Annotated in this window: 18 protein-coding genes and 1 riboswitch; of the genes, 12 read left to right on the plus strand and 6 right to left on the minus strand. The window is 38.7% G+C overall.

Annotated features, from left to right (window positions below; all coding sequences use genetic code 11):
- Positions 1-21: 21 nt before the first annotated feature.
- Positions 22-1,542: an ABC transporter permease gene (locus tag ACPT9C_RS05015; RefSeq protein ID WP_005687630.1), complete on the plus strand. Its 1,521-nt coding sequence runs from the start codon at positions 22-24 to the stop codon at positions 1,540-1,542.
- The gene (fbpC, locus tag ACPT9C_RS05020) at positions 1,529-2,599 is read left to right on the plus strand and encodes a heme ABC transporter ATP-binding protein FbpC (protein WP_032821670.1); all 1,071 of its coding nucleotides are present in this window, start codon (positions 1,529-1,531) and stop codon (positions 2,597-2,599) included. Before ACPT9C_RS05015 ends, fbpC begins: the two co-directional genes overlap by 14 nt.
- 34 nt (positions 2,600-2,633) lie before the next feature.
- Here fbpC and ACPT9C_RS05025 read toward each other — a convergent pair whose 3' ends face one another.
- The 5 genes from ACPT9C_RS05025 to ACPT9C_RS05045 all read right to left on the minus strand — a co-directional run bounded on the left by ACPT9C_RS05025 (position 2,634) and on the right by ACPT9C_RS05045 (position 7,963).
- On the minus strand, positions 2,634-3,314 hold the full coding sequence (locus tag ACPT9C_RS05025) for a M15 family metallopeptidase (protein WP_005687632.1): 681 nt from the start codon (positions 3,312-3,314) through the stop codon (positions 2,634-2,636).
- Position 3,315: 1 nt separating this feature from the next.
- The gene (gene dapE / locus ACPT9C_RS05030; RefSeq protein WP_005687633.1) at positions 3,316-4,449 is read right to left on the minus strand and encodes a succinyl-diaminopimelate desuccinylase; all 1,134 of its coding nucleotides are present in this window, start codon (positions 4,447-4,449) and stop codon (positions 3,316-3,318) included.
- Between the two features lie 27 nt (positions 4,450-4,476).
- Complete coding sequence (locus ACPT9C_RS05035; RefSeq protein ID WP_005687634.1) at positions 4,477-4,821, minus strand: ArsC family reductase; 345 nt, start codon at positions 4,819-4,821, stop codon at positions 4,477-4,479.
- A 78-nt stretch (positions 4,822-4,899) separates the two neighbouring features.
- Positions 4,900-6,780: a molecular chaperone HtpG gene (gene htpG, locus ACPT9C_RS05040; protein ID WP_005687637.1), complete on the minus strand. Its 1,881-nt coding sequence runs from the start codon at positions 6,778-6,780 to the stop codon at positions 4,900-4,902.
- Between the two features lie 121 nt (positions 6,781-6,901).
- Positions 6,902-7,963 carry an ABC transporter substrate-binding protein gene (locus tag ACPT9C_RS05045; RefSeq protein ID WP_050949366.1) on the minus strand — a complete coding sequence of 354 codons (1,062 nt, stop codon included), beginning with the start codon at positions 7,961-7,963 and terminating at the stop codon, positions 6,902-6,904.
- A gap of 52 nt (positions 7,964-8,015) precedes the next feature.
- Positions 8,016-8,105: riboswitch (TPP riboswitch) on the minus strand.
- 120 nt (positions 8,106-8,225) lie between these two features.
- Between ACPT9C_RS05045 and uvrD the strand changes: the two genes are divergently transcribed.
- The 5 genes from uvrD (at position 8,226) to ACPT9C_RS05070 (ending at position 14,384) form a co-directional block, all read left to right on the plus strand.
- Positions 8,226-10,400, plus strand: a complete 2,175-nt coding sequence (gene uvrD / locus ACPT9C_RS05050; RefSeq protein ID WP_192888186.1) for a DNA helicase II — start codon at positions 8,226-8,228, stop codon at positions 10,398-10,400.
- 92 nt (positions 10,401-10,492) lie between these two features.
- A complete protein-coding gene (locus ACPT9C_RS05055) occupies positions 10,493-11,494 on the plus strand; it encodes an ABC transporter permease subunit (protein WP_050949386.1) in 1,002 nt (333 codons plus the stop codon).
- Positions 11,495-11,508: 14 nt separating this feature from the next.
- A complete protein-coding gene (locus ACPT9C_RS05060) occupies positions 11,509-12,396 on the plus strand; it encodes an ABC transporter permease subunit (protein WP_076773390.1) in 888 nt (295 codons plus the stop codon).
- 9 nt (positions 12,397-12,405) lie between these two features.
- Positions 12,406-13,398, plus strand: a complete 993-nt coding sequence (gene dppD, locus ACPT9C_RS05065; RefSeq protein WP_044330457.1) for a dipeptide ABC transporter ATP-binding protein — start codon at positions 12,406-12,408, stop codon at positions 13,396-13,398.
- A gap of 2 nt (positions 13,399-13,400) precedes the next feature.
- Positions 13,401-14,384, plus strand: coding sequence for a peptide ABC transporter ATP-binding protein (locus tag ACPT9C_RS05070; RefSeq protein WP_061671340.1), 984 nt, complete (start codon positions 13,401-13,403; stop codon positions 14,382-14,384).
- 28 nt (positions 14,385-14,412) lie between these two features.
- Here ACPT9C_RS05070 and ACPT9C_RS05075 read toward each other — a convergent pair whose 3' ends face one another.
- Positions 14,413-15,219 (minus strand): DNA ligase, encoded by an 807-nt coding sequence (locus tag ACPT9C_RS05075; RefSeq protein WP_050949388.1) that lies wholly within the window; start codon positions 15,217-15,219, stop codon positions 14,413-14,415.
- 205 nt (positions 15,220-15,424) lie between these two features.
- On the opposite strand from ACPT9C_RS05075, the gene lpcA reads away from it, so the two are divergent.
- The 5 genes from lpcA to artM all read left to right on the plus strand — a co-directional run bounded on the left by lpcA (position 15,425) and on the right by artM (position 18,955).
- Complete coding sequence (gene lpcA, locus ACPT9C_RS05080) at positions 15,425-16,009, plus strand: D-sedoheptulose 7-phosphate isomerase (protein WP_050949369.1); 585 nt, start codon at positions 15,425-15,427, stop codon at positions 16,007-16,009.
- A 126-nt stretch (positions 16,010-16,135) separates the two neighbouring features.
- A complete protein-coding gene (artP, locus tag ACPT9C_RS05085) occupies positions 16,136-16,867 on the plus strand; it encodes an arginine ABC transporter ATP-binding protein ArtP (protein WP_014550906.1) in 732 nt (243 codons plus the stop codon).
- A 16-nt stretch (positions 16,868-16,883) separates the two neighbouring features.
- On the plus strand, positions 16,884-17,603 hold the full coding sequence (locus tag ACPT9C_RS05090; RefSeq protein WP_048951360.1) for a lysine/arginine/ornithine ABC transporter substrate-binding protein: 720 nt from the start codon (positions 16,884-16,886) through the stop codon (positions 17,601-17,603).
- Between the two features lie 3 nt (positions 17,604-17,606).
- Positions 17,607-18,272, plus strand: coding sequence for an arginine ABC transporter permease ArtQ (gene artQ, locus ACPT9C_RS05095; RefSeq protein WP_044330467.1), 666 nt, complete (start codon positions 17,607-17,609; stop codon positions 18,270-18,272).
- Complete coding sequence (gene artM / locus ACPT9C_RS05100) at positions 18,272-18,955, plus strand: arginine ABC transporter permease ArtM (RefSeq protein WP_050949370.1); 684 nt, start codon at positions 18,272-18,274, stop codon at positions 18,953-18,955. The genes artQ and artM overlap by 1 nt, the downstream gene beginning before the upstream one ends.
- Positions 18,956-19,025: the final 70 nt, after the last annotated feature.

Genomic DNA, 19,025 nt, shown 5'->3' on the forward strand with positions numbered 1-19,025 from the left:
CATTCCTAAAAGGATTTAACTTTGCCTCGCAGACCGCCATTCTGGCTCACTTTACTTATCATCTTAATCGGGCTTCCGTTATGTTTGCCGTTTCTGTATGTCATTTTGCGTGCGACAGAAGTGGGATTAACGCGAAGTGTTGAGCTATTGTTTCGCCCTCGAATGGCTGAATTATTAAGCAATACAATGCTTTTAATGGTTTGTGTAACTATCGGTGCTATTTCACTTGGCACGCTTTGTGCTTTTTTACTTGAACGTTATCGCTTTTTCGGTAAAGCTTTTTTTGAAGTGGCGATGACGTTACCCCTTTGTATTCCCGCCTTTGTAAGTTGTTTTACTTGGATCAGCCTCACATTCCGCGTTGAGGGTTTTTGGGGAACAATTGGTATTATGACATTAAGTTCATTTCCTTTGGCTTATTTGCCCGTTTCCGCCATACTAAAAAGACTTGATCGTTCTCTTGAAGAAGTAAGCCTTTCGCTGGGTAAAAGCCCTGTGTATACCTTTTGGTATGTTATTTTCCCGCAACTTAAACCCGCCATTGGTAGTAGTATCTTACTGATTGCTTTACATATGTTGATCGAATTTGGTGCAGTGTCAATTTTAAATTATCAAACCTTTACCACTGCCATTTTCCAAGAATATGAAATGTCTTTTAACAACAGCACTGCTGCATTATTATCCGCCGTTTTAATGGCGATTTGTATACTTATTGTTTTTGGGGAAATTTTCTTTCGTGGAAAACAAACCCTTTACCACAGTGGAAAAGGTGTTACGCGTCCTTATCTCGTAAAAACACTTTCCTTTGGAAAACAATGTTTAACCTTCGGATTTTTCTCTAGCATATTCATTTTAAGCATTGGCGTGCCTGTGATTATGTTAATTTACTGGCTTATTGTGGGAACTTCACTCGAAAGTGCGGGTGATTTTTCAGAATTTTTATCGGCATTCAGCAATTCATTTATCATTTCAGGCTTAGGCGCATTGCTTACCGTAATGTGTGCCTTGCCATTAGTTTGGGCAGCTGTTCGTTACCGTAGTTATTTAACGATTTGGATCGACCGCTTGCCATATCTATTACACGCTGTGCCAGGCTTAGTCATTGCCTTATCATTAGTCTATTTTTCCATCCATTACGCTAACGACCTATATCAAACCTTTTTTGTGATTATCATTGCCTACTTTATGCTCTATTTGCCAATGGCACAAACTACATTAAGAGCGTCTTTAGAGCAACTTTCCGATCAAATTGAAAAAGTCGGACAAAGTCTTGGGCGAAGCCCTTTCTATATTTTTCGCACCTTGACGCTACCAGCCATATTACCAGGTGTGGCCGCCGCATTTGCTTTGGTTTTTTTGAATTTAATGAAAGAGCTTACCGCGACGCTTTTGCTCACATCAAATGATATTAAAACCTTATCCATTGCTGTGTGGGAACATACCAGCGATGCGCAATATGCTGCCGCCACCCCTTATGCGTTAATGCTCGTTCTTTTTTCGGGTATTCCTGTATTTTTATTGAAAAAATATGCGTTTAAATAAAATGATAAATAATCCGTTATTAACCGTTAAAAATCTCAATAAATTTTTTAATGAACAACAAGTTCTGCACGATATTTCATTCAGCTTACAACGCGGAGAAATCCTCTTTTTACTTGGTGCTTCAGGCTGTGGCAAAACTACATTATTACGTGCCATTGCAGGATTTGAACACCCCAATACTGGCGAAATTTGGCTAAAAGAGCGGTTAATTTTTGGCGAGAATTTTAATCTTCCAACGCAACAACGTCATCTCGGTTATGTGGTGCAAGAGGGCGTACTTTTTCCTCACTTAAATGTCTATCGCAACATTGCTTACGGATTAGGCAACGGCAAAGGAAAAAATAGCGAAGAAAAAACGCGGATTGAACAAATAATGCAACTAACGGGTATTTTTGAACTGGCGGATCGCTTTCCACATCAACTTTCAGGCGGACAACAACAACGCGTAGCATTGGCGCGTGCTTTAGCCCCTAATCCAGAACTGATTTTATTAGACGAGCCTTTCAGTGCCTTAGACGAGCATCTTCGCCAACAAATTCGCCAAGAGATGCTCCAAGCACTTCGCCAAAGCGGTGCTTCCGCAATTTTCGTTACTCACGACCGTGATGAATCCTTACGCTACGCTGATAAAATCGCCATTATTCAGCAAGGTAAAATTTTACAAATCGATACGCCACGCACCCTTTATTGGTCGCCTAATCATCTTGAAACAGCAAAATTTATGGGGGAAAGTATTGTTTTGCCTGCAAATCTACTCGATGAAAATACCGCTCAATGCCAATTAGGCAATATTCCTATAAAAAATAAATCAATCTCACAAAATCAAGGTAGGATTTTGCTTCGTCCAGAACAATTTAGCCTGTTTAAAACATCAGAAAATCCAACCGCACTTTTTAATGGACAAATAAAACAAATTGAATTTAAAGGAAAAATTACCTCCATTCAAATTGAAATTAATGGCTACGCAATATGGATTGAGAACGTTATTTCTCCCGATTTATCTATTGGCGATAATTTGCCTGTTTATTTACATAGAAAAGGGCTTTTTTACGCTTAACAATAAAGCCTTATCTTCACGATAAGGCTTATTTTTAAACAATATATTCGGAAAAAATTTGTTCAAGATGTGATATTAAACAGTCTGCGCCTAAAATATTTTCCCCTTTCCACGCCTGTTGCAAAATCTCTGGAGAAAATTGCTGGCTTGCCAATTCAGCTAACGGCAAATAACTGATATGCCAAGGCTCCCGCCCCACTTTCTTATTGGACTGCATATTCATAAAAGGCAAAGCAAAATCAAAGTGCGGTAAATTTTCGGCAAGAAATTCACTCAATTCAAAGAAGTAGCCGCCTTTTTCATATTCCCAAGGCTCCAGTTGTAAAGATTGCCCTTGTGGCAAAAGATCAGGATCAAAAATATCCACTTCCGTTCCCCAATGATGACGGCTCGCCCCCGGCAATGCAGACCAACGTAAAATCGCCTGACATTTTTGCCAGTCATCTAATTGGTTCAAATCTAATGCCTTTCCTGCATCATCGTGTACTTTTCGCTCGCCCTTAAATTTACTGTTCCAAATAAGTTTTTGGCGTTCAAAATCACGAAAACTGCTCGCAGGCTGTAAATTAAAGCCATTTTTTGCCGCACTTTGTTGCAAAGCTTGAAATGCTTGCATAGCTTGTGTTTGCAAAAAATGATTTGATGAATGAGTTGTGGGTAAATTGACTAAATGCTCACGAGACTTTCCTGTAAGCATTTCTAGGGTTAATTTCATTTTAGCTATCCAATAAATTCACTAACATTTTGTGATAAATTTCACCGCACTTGCCAAGATCTTCTATACTGACACATTCATTGACTTTATGAATGGTTGAATTTAACGGACCAAATTCCACTACTTCTGCGCCCATCAATGCAATAAAACGACCGTCTGACGTGCCACCACCTGTTTCAGCCTTTGGCGTTATGCCTATGGTTTCCTCAATAGCGGAGGTTATCGAATCTAATAATTTACCTGGTTTTGTTAAAAAGGGTTTGCCTGATAAATTCCATTCAATACGATATTTCAAATTGTGTTTTTCTAGCATTTCAGCGACTTTTTGCTTAATGATTTCATCCGTGACTTCTGTGCAATAACGCAAATTAAACTGAATATATAATTCAGCAGGAATTACATTATTACTTCCCGTACCCGCGTGAATGTTAGCAATTTGTAGGCTTGTTGGCGGGAAAAATTCATTGCCTTTATCCCATTGGTAAGTCGTTAATTCTTGCAAGAATGGGGCTGCTTTATGGATTGGGTTTTCAGCTAAATGCGGATAGGCTACGTGTCCTTGAATACCTTTAATATAGAGATTTCCTGTAATTGAGCCGCGGCGACCATTTTTGACAACATCGCCTAAGTTTTTAGCACTCGATGGCTCTCCAACCATACAATAAGTAATTTTTTCATCACGCGCCATTAACGTCTCAACCACGCGTATAGTTCCATCTTTTGCGGCAGCCTCTTCATCAGAGGTAATCAATAATGCAATGGTGCCTTTATGATTAGGATTTGCTTTTACGTATTCTTCTGCCGCCACAATCATTGCTGCAAGGGAGCCTTTCATATCCGCCGCACCACGCCCATAAAGCATGCCATCAATAATCTCCGCAGAAAACGGCGGAGACGACCATTGATTTTCATCGCCAGTAGGCACAACATCCGTATGACCTGCAAAAGCAATAACTGGCTCGCTCGTTCCGTGTTTTGCCCACAAATTCAACGTGTCATTAAAAGGCATCCATTCAATTTGAAAACCTAGCTTTTCTAAACGTTCGGCAATAATTTGCTGACAGCCTTCGTCATTCGGGCTAATAGACGGGCGACGAATTAAATCTTGTGCCAACGAAACCACTTTTTCTCTCATAAAAACTCCTAAGAAAATAACCGCACTTTAAGCAAAAACAGCCTGATATTCCTTTTCATTAAAGCCAATTAATGCCTTTTCATCTTGTAAAATAATTGGGCGTTTAATTAAAGTTGGATTCTCAGCCAACACGGAAAGTGCGGTGGTTTTATCAAGGGAATTTTTAACTTGCTCATCCAAATTACGCCAAGTTGTACTGCGTTTATTCACTAACACATCCCAGCCAAATTGAGTTTCCGCTTGGGTTAAAAAATTCAAATCTAACCCATCAACACGGTAGTCGTGAAGTTTGTGTTCGATATTGTGATCCGCCAGCCATTTCAACGCTTTCTTCACTGTATCGCAATTTTTAATGCCGTAAACTGTAATCATATTTCACCTAAAAAAGAAAAATCCTCAATCTAATCAGACTGAGGATTTTAACCCTTATACTACTTCATCTCAAATGAATTAACCTAACAACTTATTGATACGTTTAATAAACGCAGCTGGATTTTCCAAAGATCCGCGCTCTGCTAACATAGCTTGTTCAAGCAACAGTTCCACCCAATCAGCAAATTCAGTTTCATCTGCAATATCAGCCACTTTTTTCACTAAATAGTGTTCTGGATTCAGTTCAAATGTGTATTTTACTTCTGGTACAGGTTGCCCTGCGGCTGCAAACAATTTCGCCATTTGGGTCGTCATTTGATCGTTATCCGTAGAAACCACCGCTGGTGTATCCGTTAAATTGTGAGTTAAACGCACCGTTTTCACACGTTCGCCAAGCAAGTTTTTCACACGCTCAATAAAACTACCAAAGGCTTTATCTTGTTGTTTTTGTGTTTCAGATTCTTTATCCGCTAAATCGCCTAAATCCAAATCTGCTTTCGTGATACTTTGTAATTGTTTACCGTCAAATTCAGTTAAATAGCTTAACATCCATTCATCAATACGATCGGAAAGTAATAAAACCTCAATGCCTTTTTTATTGAATAATTCCAAGTGTGGGCTATTTTTCGCTGCAACATAACTATCCGCTGTAATGTAATAGATAGCTTTTTGCCCCTCTTTCATACGCAAGATGTAATCTTCTAAAGAGACAGTTTGCTCACTACCATCATTATGTGTCGAAGCAAAACGCAATAACTTTGCGATAGTTTCTTTGTTAGCAAAATCTTCTGCAGGGCCTTCTTTTAAGACTAAACCAAACTCTTTCCAGAATTTAAGATATTTTTCTGCATCATCTTTTGCTAATTTTTCTAGCATTTGTAATGAACGCTTAGTTAATGCTTTGCGTAGTGCAGCCGTAATTTTGTTATCCTGTAAAATTTCACGAGATACATTTAATGGCAAGTCATTACTATCGATTAAACCACGCATAAAACGTAGATAATTCGGCATAAATTGCTCAGCATCATCCATAATAAATACACGTTGAACATAAAGTTTTAAGCCGTGTTTATGTTCGCGATTAAATAAATCCCAAGGTGCTTTAGCTGGTACATAAAGCAAACTAGTATATGCTTGATTTCCTTCCACTTTGTTATGCGCCCAAGTCACAGGATCAACAAAATCATGGCTTAAGTGTTTGTAAAACGCTTTGTATTCCTCATCGGAAACATCATTTTTAGAACGCGTCCAAAGGGCATCAGATTTATTGATTTTTTCCCATTTTTCGCCGCACTCTTTGCCCTCATCATCGTATTCTTTCGTCAGCATTTCCACTGGCAAGCCAATATGGTCAGAATATTTACCAATAATTTCACGCAAACGCCATTCATTTAAAAATTCTTTTTCATCTTCACGTAAATGTAAAATCACATCTGTACCACGAGATTTTTTCTCAATATCCGCCACAGAATATTCGCCTTCGCCCGCAGATTCCCAAAGCACAGCTTTATCCGCCTCTTCGCCAGCCGCTCTAGTTTTTACAGTCACTTTATCTGCCACAATAAAAGCAGAATAAAAACCCACACCAAACTGCCCAATAAGCTGGCTATTTTTTGCTTGATCTTGGCCAAGTGCGGTTAAAAATTCTTTTGTTCCTGATTTTGCAATCGTCCCCAAATGATCGATGACTTGCTCACGAGTCATACCAATGCCGTTATCGCTAATTGTGATAGTGCCTTTATCCGCATCAAAGCTAACACGCACACGCAAGTCGCCATCGCCTTCATATAAAGCAGGGTTGGAAAGTGCTTTAAAGCGTAATTTATCTGCCGCATCAGAAGCATTAGAAATCAATTCACGTAAGAAAATTTCTTTGTTGGAATACAAAGAATGAATCATTAATTGGAGGAGTTGTTTGACTTCAGATTGGAAGCCACGAGTTTCTTGATTTTGTGACATAATTTTTTCCTTCATAAAGATAAAAATTGAACGTCACAGATATAAGAATAAAAAGAAAGATTTCAAGGGGAAAAGCAAAGTGCGGTGAATTTTCACCGCACTTTTATCAGGCTAACATCAATTACTCTTTTCTTTCCTTCACATTTTCAACCCAGCGTTCTATTAATCGTTTCGCCTCTTGATCCGAACCAAATTTGATGAAATCAATATCAAGTAGTTTAAGTTTTGCTGGCTCTGAAAGATGTGGATGCGCTTTGGCATGAATATTTGTTGGCAGTTGGTAAGAATCCGCCTCACGCCAATGAATTTCTTGGGCTTCAGCAGAAAGAACAAAATCGACAAAGCGTTTAGCATTCTCTAAATTGCGTCCATTTTTAATGATACTGACCGCCCCTAACGTATAGCCTATGCCTTCGCAAGGTAAAGTACCAATAACTGGCGCACCTTTATCCTTTTCACGCACATAAGTATGCATAAAACCAATATCAACAGCGGCTGCGCCCGTAGAAATATTAGCCGTTGCTAATCCAGTTTTCGTGTATTGAGCAATGTTTTTGTCAAGTTCTTTCAAATAAGCAAAGGCTTTATCTTCGCCCATAATTTCAATTAAAGTTGTAAGAATAGTGTAGCCAGTGCCCGATACTCGAGGATCTGGATATTGAATTAACCCTTTAAATTCTGGTTTTAATAAATCAGCATAACATTGAGGTTTCGCGATATTTTTTTCAGCTAGCAGTTTTTCATTCATCCCAATGCCAAGCTCCATAAGATAAATAATCGACGTAGTATCGCCACGTTGTTCCGTGAGCTTTTTGAATTGAGGCATAATTTCTTTTTGCAGAGGCGAACGATAAGTTTCTAACAAACCTGCATCTCGTGCTTGAAAGTGCGGTTCCAATGTACCGCCATACCACACGTCTGCTTGTGGATTTTCTTTTTCAGCTTTGATTTTGCCTAATACAGTCCCAGTGCTATTACGCACAAACTGAGTGTCCACATTATATTTTTTGCTAAAAGCGCGAGCGACTTTTTCACAAGTCGTGTTTTGGACGCTGCAATACAGCACTAATTTGCCTTCTGCTTGAGCAGGGGTTGATAAACTTAATCCTAATAAGCCGCAACCAAGCACGCTGGAAAGTGCGGTCAATTTAAAAGAATTTTTTAAAGAAAAAGAGAGTGTCATGATGCATCCTTACTTATATGAATACAGAAAAAAGTAAGTCAGCCCTTTAAGTAAGAAGGAGAGATTAGTTTCCTACGCCAGTGCTAACTGTTTCAGGTTCACGGGTATTTTCTCAGCGATGTCCGCACCCCGACTAACCGTGAATCAATATAAGTTGTAATACTATTTTTGTAAAGTCGGATAAGTTTATGATTTTCTTGATTGTGATATAAAAAAATTAGACTTATAATTCCTGTAAATTTGAACAGATAAAAATTTCATCATGGATATTTCTGAATTACTTGACGGACTTAACGATAAACAACGCAAAGCCGTAGCTGCTCCTCTTGGTAATCACTTAGTGCTAGCTGGTGCAGGCTCTGGTAAAACGCGCGTATTGACGCACCGTATCGCTTGGTTAATTGCGGTAGAAAATATTTCTGAAGGCAGTATTATGGCGGTAACGTTTACCAATAAAGCGGCAGCAGAAATGCGTCATCGTATTCAATCTACCCTTGCCAAACACGCACAACATCAATTATTTGGTATGTGGATTGGAACCTTTCATAGCATTGCCCATCGTTTATTGCGAGCCCACCATTTAGATGTAGGATTGCCACAGGATTTCCAAATTTTGGATTCAGAAGATCAACTTCGTTTAATTAAACGGTTATTAAAATTACATAATTTTGATGAGAAAGCTTTTCCGCCGAAACAGGCTTGTTGGTACATCAATAACAAAAAAGATGAAGGCTTGCGACCAAACGACATTGAAGATTTTAATGATCGTCAAGAACGTGAATGGATTAAAATTTATCAGATTTATCAAGACACTTGCGATCGCGCAGGATTAGTCGATTTTGCTGAATTATTAATTCGATCCTATGAATTATTTGAGAAAAAACCATTGATTTTGCAACGTTATCAACAACGTTTTCAGCATATTTTGGTAGATGAATTTCAAGACACCAATAAAATCCAATATAAATGGATCAAAATTCTCGCAGGAAAAACAGGCAAAGTAATGATTGTGGGCGATGATGATCAATCTATTTATGGCTGGCGTGGCGCACAAATTGAAAATATTCAAAAATTCTTGAAAGATTTCAAAGCAGAAACCATTCGTCTTGAACAAAACTATCGTTCTACCGCCAATATCCTAAACAGCGCAAATGAATTGATTGCAAACAATAGTGATCGTCTCGGTAAAAATTTATGGACAGAGGGTGAAAAAGGCGATCCCGTGGGCATCTATGCTGCCTTTAATGAATTAGACGAAGCAAAATTCGTTGCTTCACAAATTCAGGATTGGGTAGAAAATGGCGGAAAACTTGATGATTGCGCTGTACTTTATCGTAGTAATAGTCAATCACGGGTTATTGAAGAAGCCTTAATTCGTTGTCAAATTCCATATCGTATTTATGGCGGTATGCGTTTCTTTGAACGTCAAGAAATTAAAGATGCGTTAGCCTATCTTCGTTTGATTAATAATCGTCAAGATGATGCGGCTTTTGAGCGTGTAATTAATACGCCAACCCGTGGCATTGGCGACCGCACTTTAGATATATTGCGTAACTTAACACGCGAACGCCAAATTACCTTATGGCAAGCAGTACAAGTCGCAACACAAGAAAATATGTTGGCTGGACGAGCCTCAACAGTCTTATTACGTTTCCAAGAATTAATTAATTCATTACAACTTGATATCGCAGAAATGCCACTTTTCGCACAAACTGATTTTGTGATTAAACATTCGGGCTTATATGAAATGTATCAACAAGAAAAAGGCGAAAAAGGCGAAGTGCGTATTGAAAACTTGGAAGAATTAGTTACCGCAACCCGTGAATTTATTAAACCTAATGATGCGGAAGAAATGACCGAACTCACTGCCTTTTTAACTCACGCTTCCTTAGAAGCTGGCGAAGAACAAGCCTCTCCGCATCAATCCTGTGTAGAAATGATGACGTTACACTCTGCGAAAGGCTTAGAATTTCCTCGTGTATTTATGGTGGGCGTAGAAGAAGGATTATTCCCAAGTTTTCGTTCTTTTGAAGAACCCAGACGTTTAGAAGAAGAACGTCGTTTAGCTTATGTTGGTATTACTCGCGCGAAGAAAAAACTGACAATTTCTTATGCAGAAAGCCGTCGATTATATGCAAAAGAAGAACGTCATTTACCATCGCGTTTTATTGCAGAATTACCGCAAGAATGTATTCAAGAAATTCGTTTACGAGGGACAGTCACTCGAGCAATGAACCTTGCAAAAGTCGGGTCGGTATCCCCTGTAAGTAAAAATGAATGGAAAATGGGACAAAAAGTCAAACATGAAAAATTTGGTTTCGGCACAGTGATTAATGTTGAAGGTTCTGATAACAATACGCGTCTCCAAATTGCTTTCCAAGCACAAGGCATTAAATGGCTTATTGCGCATTTGGCAAAACTGGAAAAAGTGCGGTAGAATCCAGAAGCGTTTTATTTTTTACCGATGAATTTTTTTTTGAAAAGTGCGGTGGATTTTTACCGCACTTTTATTGTCTATTGAGTGCTGGAATGTTTAAATTTGTTTTCAAACGTATCTTAATGGTGATCCCTACTTTTATTGCCATTACTTTTATTACCTTTGCCCTTGTGCATTTTATTCCTGGTGATCCTGTGGAAATTATGATGGGGGAACGTGGCTTAACGCCAGAAGCACATCAACAAATGATGCATCAATTAGGCTTAGATCTTCCTTTATACCAACAATATTTCAATTACATCGGGAATGTGTTGCAGGGGGATTTCGGTGCATCGTTCCGCACTCAACAACCTGTTCTTAGTGAATTTTTTACGCTTTTTCCTGCTACCGCTGAATTAGCATTTTTTGCGTTATTTTGGTCATTATTAGGCGGCGTTATTTTAGGCACAATTGCCGCAGTAAAAAAAGACAGTTGGATTTCTCACACGGTTACAGTAGCATCGCTCACAGGTTATTCTATGCCAATTTTCTGGTGGGGTTTAATTTTAATTTTATATGTTTCGCCACAACTTGGTTTACCGCAAGGCGGACGTTTAGATAATGAATTTTGGATCGATACACCAACAGGATTTATGCTTATTGATAGCTGGCTTTCAGGTGTTTCTGGTGCTTTTGAAAATGCAGTGAAATCTCTAATTCTTCCTGCCATCGTATTAGGCACAGTTCCTCTTGCCATTATTACTCGTATGACACGCTCTGCGATGTTGGAAGTATTAGGCGAAGATTACATTCGCACGGCAAAAGCAAAAGGTTTAAGCTATACTCGAATTGTTATTGTTCACGCATTGCGTAATGCGTTAATTCCTGTTGTTACTGTAGTGGGATTAATTGTAGGTCAATTGCTTTCTGGTGCAGTTCTCACCGAAACCATTTTCTCTTGGCCAGGAATTGGAAAATGGATTATTGATGCTATTCAAGCCCGTGATTATCCAGTATTACAAGGTTCTGTACTGATTATTGCGACGATTATTATTGTGGTAAATTTAACCGTCGATTTACTTTACGGCGTGGTCAATCCGCGTATCCGTCATTAATTGTGGGAGAAATTATGTCTGACACGCCTTCAACTTTCGCGCCGAAAACGCCCTTGCAAGAATTTTGGTTTTACTTCAAACAAAATCGTGGTGCGCTAATTGGCTTAATCTTTATTTTACTGGTTGCCTTAATCAGCATTCTCGCGCCTTATATTGCGCCTTTTGATCCAACGGAGCAAAATCGTACCGCACTTTTACTGCCTCCCGCTTGGTATGAGGGCGGCAATCCTGCCTATTTACTCGGGACAGATGATATTGGGCGAGATATTCTTTCGCGCATCATTTACGGAACACGAATTTCCGTCTTTGCGGGATTTGTCATCGTATTGCTATCCTGTGCCTTTGGCACCAGTCTTGGCTTGATTTCTGGCTATTATGGCGGCGTGCTAGATACAATTATCATTCGCCTAATTGATATTATGCTCGCGATTCCAAACTTGCTTTTGACGATTGTGGTCGTCTCTATTTTAGAGCCATCACTCGCCAACGCCACTTTAGCTATCGCCGTTGTGTCAATTCCTAGCTATGTGCGTTTAACTCGAGCAGCCGTGATAAATGAAAAAAATCGTGATTATGTGACTTCATCTAAAGTGGCTGGTGCAGGTATTTTACGCCTCATGTTTATTGTGATTTTACCAAACTGTTTAGCCCCTTTAATTGTGCAAATGACAATGGGTATTTCTAATGCGATCTTAGAACTCGCGACACTTGGTTTCTTAGGCATTGGGGCAAAACCGCCAACACCAGAACTTGGCACAATGCTTTCAGAAGCACGTGGTTTTATGCAAGCGGCAAACTGGTTGGTTACAATTCCCGGTTTAGTGATTTTATCTTTGGTATTAGCTTTCAACTTAATGGGCGATGGCTTGCGTGATGCCCTTGATCCAAAACTCAAACAATAGGAAAACAGAATGGCATTATTAGACGTAAAAGAACTTTCTGTTCACTTTGGCGATAAAAAAACGCCATTTAAAGCAGTGGATCGTATCAGCTATCAAGTTGCACAAGGCGAAGTGCTTGGCATTGTGGGAGAATCGGGATCAGGGAAATCTGTTAGCTCTCTCGCAATTATGGGATTAATTGATCATCCTGGGCGTGTATCGGCAGAATCCTTGCAATTTGAAAACACAAATTTACTTACTTTAGATCATAAAGCCAAACGTCAGCTTATTGGTGCTGATGTTGCGATGATTTTCCAAGATCCGATGACAAGTTTAAATCCAGCTTATACTGTGGGTTTCCAAATTATGGAAGCGTTAAAAACTCACGAGGGTGGCACAAAAAAGGCGAGAAAAGACCGCACTTTAGAGCTTTTAAGATTGGTTGGTATTCCAGATCCTGAATCTCGAATGAATGTTTATCCCCATCAGCTTTCTGGCGGTATGAGCCAACGTGTGATGATTGCGATGGCAATTGCCTGCAGACCTAAATTATTGATTGCTGACGAGCCAACCACCGCATTGGACGTGACTATTCAAGCACAAATTATGGAACTCTTACTTGAATTACAAAAGAAAGAATGTATGTCCCTAATTTTGATTACTCACGATCTAGCACTTGTGGCAGAAGCGGCTGATCGAATTATCGTGATGTATGCTGGACAAATCGTTGAAGAAGGCACCGCAAAAGATATTTTCCGCGATCCAAAACATCCTTACACGCAAGCCTTGTTACGTTCATTACCAGAATTTGCAGAAGGAAAATCTCGCTTAGCGTCATTACAAGGTGTAGTACCTGGAAAATACGATCGCCCAACAGGCTGCTTATTAAATCCTCGTTGCCCTTATGCCACTGAATACTGCCGCCAAGTTGAACCTCTATTGCATCAGATCGGTTCGCGTAAAGTAAAATGCCATACTCCGCTGAACGAGCAAGGCAATCCCGTTGAATATCAAGGAGCTTAATAATGACGAATGAAATAAAAGAAAATGCGCCATTATTAAATGCGATTGGCTTAAAAAAATATTACCCTGTAAAAAAAGGCTTGTTTGCAAAAACACAGCAAGTAAAAGCCTTAGACGGTGTCTCTTTTCAGCTTGAACGTGGTAAAACTTTAGCTGTCGTGGGGGAATCTGGTTGTGGAAAATCAACGCTAGGACGTTTACTAACCATGATTGAACAACCAACCGAAGGCGAGCTGTATTACAAAGGGCATAATTTTTTAGAAAATGATTCTGAAACAAAAGCACTACGTCGTAAAAAAATTCAGATTGTTTTCCAAAACCCTTATGCGTCATTAAATCCACGTAAAAAGATTGGTTCAATTTTGGAAGAACCATTAATTATCAACACAAAACTTTCCGCCAAAGAACGGCGAGAAAAAGTTTTATCGATGATGGAAAAAGTGGGATTGCGAGCTGAATTTTATGACCGTTATCCCCATATGTTTTCAGGTGGACAACGCCAACGCATCGCCATTGCACGTGGTTTAATGTTAAATCCTGATGTTGTCGTTGCCGATGAACCTGTTTCTGCATTGGATGTTTCCGTGCGTGCGCAAGTACTGAATTTAATGATGGATTTACAAGATGAATTAGGCTTGTCTTACGTGTTCATTTCACACGATCTTTCTGTGGTAGAACATATCGCTGATGAAGTGATGGTAATGTATCTAGGTCGTTGTGTCGAAAAAGGAACAACAGAGCAAATCTTCTCTAATCCTCAACATCCTTATACCAAAGCGTTACTTTCAGCGACACCACGTTTGTCGCCAAACTTGCGCCGTGAACGTATAAAGCTGACGGGCGAATTGCCAAGTCCGATTAATCCGCCCAAAGGCTGTGCATTTAATCCTCGTTGTTGGAAAGCGACAGAAAAATGCCGTGAAAATCAACCGCACTTAGAGCAACATACTGATGGCAAATTAATCGCTTGTTTCCATATTGATTAAATTCATTTTGTCAGACTAATAAATAGGCTCATTTTTTCTCTCGCCAATAGGTTGCAAATCGAGGTTTTCCATTATTCGTAAGACCTCGATATTTATAAGTAATCACAGATCCTATCGGAGGGGGATTTTCTCGTTCGTTTAAGTTAAAACCCGAACCGATTTTAAATTCTCCCCGATGATTTTTACAAGTTAAAGCACCCATCACATTTTCAAATTGTCCTTTGCCTTTATGGTGTGCAATGACTGTACATTCTTCATCTCGTGCTGTTTTTAATTTTAAAATTTGTGAGCTTCGCTTACGTTCATAAGGAGCATTGGGGTTGCGTACAACAACGCCCTCGCCTTGCAAATTTTCGACTTGTGCAAGAAATTGATATAAATGGGTTTTATCTTTAACAGGAATTTGCTCAATAATTTCAATATAAGTTGTGGGATATTCAACTAAATACGCTTTCAATTTAGCTAAACGCTCAAATAAATTCCCCTCTGCATCAGGTACATCAAAAACATACAATTTAAGTTTTTCCCAACCCTCGCCTTTGAAAGATTTTGTGATGGATGAAATTTCCTCAAAATGATTTCGCTCACTAAATAATTCGCCATCAATGGCAAAAGGCGGAAAATCTTTAATGAAATAGGCGGGCGGCGATAAAGGTTGCCCCTGTCGGGTTAATAATTGCTTTCCATTCCAATAACCGCGTACGCCATCTAACTTTTCAGACATTACCCAACCCTCTATGGGTTGATTATTGTAGGTATGAAGAAGCATTAAATCTGAGTTAGCAAAAGCAAAAGAACTCGCCAAGAAAAGTAACAAAGTGCGGTAAAATTTCATTGTGTTTTTGAAAATTAAAAGGCTAATAAGTTTACGCAAGATAAACATATCTTGAAAAATCCCCAACCATTCAAACTTATTTTTTCGATCTAAATCGCAAAAAATCATCATTTCATCGAAAAAAGATGAATTTTTATTTACGCTAGCGAAGAATCTTCATCTGCTATACAATGCCATCGCAATTTTATGCTAAAAGGAGCAATCAATGTATTTAGATCAAATCAAAGCAGAACTTGTGGAAGCACAAGATGTGTTAAACAAATTTATTGCTGATGAAAATAACATTAAATTAATTCAAGAAGCCGCATTATTAATTTCCAACAGTTTCAAGCAAGGCGGAAAAGTGCTTTCTTGTGGTAATGGCGGTTCGCACTGTGATGCGATGCATTTTGCAGAAGAATTAACTGGTCGTTATCGTGAAAATCGCCCTGGTTATCCCGCTATTGCGATTTCAGATGCAAGCCATTTAAGCTGTGTAAGTAATGATTTTGGCTATGAATATGTATTTTCACGCTATGTTGAAGCGGTGGGTCAAAAAGGCGATGTGTTATTCGGTTTATCAACTTCAGGCAATTCAAAAAATATCTTAAATGCTATTGAAGCGGCAAAAGCAAAAGGAATGAAAGTGATTGCGATGACAGGCAAAGATGGCGGAAAAATGGCAGGATTAGCAGATGTTGAAATTCGCGTATCCCATTTCAGTTATGCAGATCGTATTCAAGAAATCCATATCAAAGTCATTCATATTTTAATGATGTTAATTGAGTTTGAAATGGCAAAACAAGCCTAAAGTGCGGTTGATTTCAATCAAGTTTTTAAAATCCCAAATTTTTTTGGGATTTTTTATTAATAGCATTTGCATAATTATGCATAAAAATGTAATATTTTTTCATCTTATAAAGCATAGAGAAGAAAAATGGCTATTCGTGTTAAAAATCTCAATTTCTTTTACGGTTCATCACAAGCGTTATTTGATATTAACCTTGAAGCTGAAGAGGGCGATACCGTTGTGTTGCTGGGCCCAAGTGGCGCAGGCAAAAGCACATTAATTCGCACATTAAATTTGTTAGAAGTGCCAAAATCTGGCGAATTAAGCATTACAAACAATGAATTTAATTTATCCAATGCAATGGCAAATCCCAAAGCAATCAGACAATTACGCCAAGATGTAGGAATGGTGTTTCAACAATATCATCTTTGGCCGCACTTAACGGTAATTGAAAACTTAATTGAAGCACCAATGAAAGTGCGTGGTGTGAGTGAAAGTGAAGCGAAAACTGATGCAATGGAATTGTTAAAACGTTTACGTTTAGAACAACTTGCTGATCGCTTTCCATTACATTTGTCAGGTGGGCAACAACAACGTGTTGCAATAGCGCGCGCACTGATGATGAAGCCACAAGTTCTATTATTTGATGAACCAACGGCTGCATTAGATCCAGAAATTACAGCACAAGTTGTAGATATTATTAAAGAATTACAAGAAACTGGCATTACGCAAGTGATTGTAACCCACGAAGTCAATGTTGCACAAAAAGTAGCAACTAAAGTGGTGTATATGGAACAAGGTAAAATCGTCGAAATGGGATCGGCTGATTGCTTTGAAAATCCGAAAACCGAACAATTTAAACACTATCTTTCTCACTAGAAATAAGGAGCTTACGATGAAAAAAACATTATTAACTGCCATTTTATTGGGATCATCTGTTGCTGCAAACGCACAAGAACTCACTTTTGCAATGGAACCTAGCTATCCACCATTTGAAACCACAAATGAAAAAGGCGAAATTATCGGCTTTGATGTGGATGTGGCAAATGCAATTTGTCAAGAAATCCAAGCAACCTGTAAATTCAAGAGCGAAGCCTTTGATGCGTTAATTCCAAATTTAAAAGCAAAACGTTTTGATGCGGCAATTTCCGCTATTGATATTACTGATGCTCGTGCAAAACAAGTGCTATTCTCTGATCCATATTACGACAGCACAGCAAGCTATGTTGCTCTTAAAGGCAAAGCAACTTTAGAGAGCGCAAAAAATATAGGTGTTCAAAATGGCACAACATTCCAACAATACACCGTAGCGGAGACCAAGCAATATACTCCAAAATCCTATTCAACTTTACAAAATGCTATTTTAGACTTAAAGAGCGGTCGGATTGATATTATTTTTGGCGATACCGCAGTGCTTTCCGATATGATTTCCAAAGAGCCAGAAATTCAATTTATAGGCGAAAAAGTAACCAATAAAAAATATTTTGGTAACGGGATAGCGATTGCAATGCACAAATCAAACAAAGATTTGGCGGCACAACTAAATAAAGGTTTAGCTGCAATTAAAGCGAATGGCGAATACCAAAAAATCTATGATAAATGGATGACAAAATAATTTATGTTTTCTGACTTTCTTTCTTTAATGTTTACCGCTGCCCTAATGACTTTAGGGCTTGCGGTCTGTTCATTGATCTTAGGCTTATTTTTAAGCCTAATTTTTACCGCACTTGAAGCAAATCGTTTTGTTGGCAAGCCGATGACAATATTTGTGGCATTATTACGTGGCTTACCCGAAATTATTGTTGTATTACTTGTCTATTTTGGTTCTACTGAATTAGTAGAAATGCTAACAGGAGAATACATTGAATTTGGGGCATTTGGCTGTGGTGTGTTTGCGCTTTCTCTTATTTTTGCGGCTTATGCTTCACAAACATTACGCGGCGCAATTCAAGCCATACCAAAAGGACAATGGGAATCAGGTGCAGCGTTAGGTTTAAGCAAAAGCTATACCTTTATTCACATTGTTATGCCACAAGTATGGCGTCACGCTTTACCAGGTTTAAGCAATCAATGGCTTGTATTACTAAAAGACACAGCATTAGTTTCATTAATTGGCGTAGATGATTTGATGCGCCAAGCGGATCTGATTAATGCCAATACACATCAACCCTTTACTTGGTACGGTATTGCTGCGTTAATTTATTTAGCGGTAACATTAATTAGCCAAGTTGGTATTCGAAAATTAGAGCTGCGTTTTACTCGTTTTGAAAGGGGCGTGAAATAATGTTTCAAGAATATTTAACTGTGATCGCACAAGGGATTCCAACGAGTTTACTACTTACTGTCGTATCCTTACTGATTGCTTTCTTTTTAGCCTTATTTCTTACTTTTTTACTTTCAATGGAAAATAAATGGATAAAAAGTGCGGTCAATTTATACCTTACTTTATTCACAGGCACGCCACTGTTAGTACAGTTCTTTTTAATTTATGCGGGGCCCGGTCAATTTCAATGGATTATTGACAGCCCATTATGGTTTTTCTTATCCAATGCGTGGTTCTGTGCCACATTAGCTTTAGCACTAAATAGTGCAGCTTATTCCACCCAATTATTTCACGGTGCAGTAAAAGCCATTCATAAAGGACAATGGGAAAGTTGTGCAGCGTTAGGATTAAGCCGATTACAGACACTCAAAATCTTAATTCCCTACGCTTTAAAACGCGCATTGCCGTCTTACAGTAACGAAATTATTTTGGTATTTAAAGGCACGGCATTAGCTTCCACCATTACCATTATGGATATTATGGGTTACGCACGCCAACTTTATGGTACAGAATATGACGCACTGACAATTTACGGCATTGCGGGCGGTATCTATTTAATAATCACAGGCATTGCGACTTTATTACTACGTAAATTAGAGAAAAAAGTATTGGCATTTGAACGTTTTGAAGTAACCAAAGCATAAAGTGCGGTAAAATTTTTAGTGATTTTTAAATCCCGACCTAGGTTGGGATTTTTTAATTGAAAAGTAAAAG

It is taken from the genome of Haemophilus sp. HN_Hi16 (assembly GCF_049823435.1).
GTDB classification, from domain to species: Bacteria; Pseudomonadota; Gammaproteobacteria; order Enterobacterales; family Pasteurellaceae; genus Haemophilus; species Haemophilus influenzae_D.

Excerpts from the sequence above, each read along its gene's own strand:
- dapE (WP_005687633.1), bottom strand. The coding sequence starts at position 4,449 with ATGAGAGAAAAAGTGGTTTCGTTGGCACAAGATTTAATTCGTCGCCCG.
- ACPT9C_RS05035 (WP_005687634.1), bottom strand. The coding sequence starts at position 4,821 with ATGATTACAGTTTACGGCATTAAAAATTGCGATACAGTGAAGAAAGCG.
- ACPT9C_RS05070 (WP_061671340.1), top strand. The coding sequence starts at position 13,401 with ATGACGAATGAAATAAAAGAAAATGCGCCATTATTAAATGCGATTGGC.
- lpcA (WP_050949369.1), top strand. The coding sequence starts at position 15,425 with ATGTATTTAGATCAAATCAAAGCAGAACTTGTGGAAGCACAAGATGTG.
- ACPT9C_RS05055 (WP_050949386.1), top strand. The coding sequence starts at position 10,493 with ATGTTTAAATTTGTTTTCAAACGTATCTTAATGGTGATCCCTACTTTT.
- artP (WP_014550906.1), top strand. The coding sequence starts at position 16,136 with ATGGCTATTCGTGTTAAAAATCTCAATTTCTTTTACGGTTCATCACAA.
- ACPT9C_RS05025 (WP_005687632.1), bottom strand. The coding sequence starts at position 3,314 with ATGAAATTAACCCTAGAAATGCTTACAGGAAAGTCTCGTGAGCATTTA.
- ACPT9C_RS05075 (WP_050949388.1), bottom strand. The coding sequence starts at position 15,219 with ATGAAATTTTACCGCACTTTGTTACTTTTCTTGGCGAGTTCTTTTGCT.
- ACPT9C_RS05090 (WP_048951360.1), top strand. The coding sequence starts at position 16,884 with ATGAAAAAAACATTATTAACTGCCATTTTATTGGGATCATCTGTTGCT.
- fbpC (WP_032821670.1), top strand. The coding sequence starts at position 1,529 with ATGCGTTTAAATAAAATGATAAATAATCCGTTATTAACCGTTAAAAAT.
- ACPT9C_RS05060 (WP_076773390.1), top strand. The coding sequence starts at position 11,509 with ATGTCTGACACGCCTTCAACTTTCGCGCCGAAAACGCCCTTGCAAGAA.
- artM (WP_050949370.1), top strand. The coding sequence starts at position 18,272 with ATGTTTCAAGAATATTTAACTGTGATCGCACAAGGGATTCCAACGAGT.
- artQ (WP_044330467.1), top strand. The coding sequence starts at position 17,607 with ATGTTTTCTGACTTTCTTTCTTTAATGTTTACCGCTGCCCTAATGACT.
- ACPT9C_RS05045 (WP_050949366.1), bottom strand. The coding sequence starts at position 7,963 with ATGACACTCTCTTTTTCTTTAAAAAATTCTTTTAAATTGACCGCACTT.
- htpG (WP_005687637.1), bottom strand. The coding sequence starts at position 6,780 with ATGTCACAAAATCAAGAAACTCGTGGCTTCCAATCTGAAGTCAAACAA.
- dppD (WP_044330457.1), top strand. The coding sequence starts at position 12,406 with ATGGCATTATTAGACGTAAAAGAACTTTCTGTTCACTTTGGCGATAAA.
- uvrD (WP_192888186.1), top strand. The coding sequence starts at position 8,226 with ATGGATATTTCTGAATTACTTGACGGACTTAACGATAAACAACGCAAA.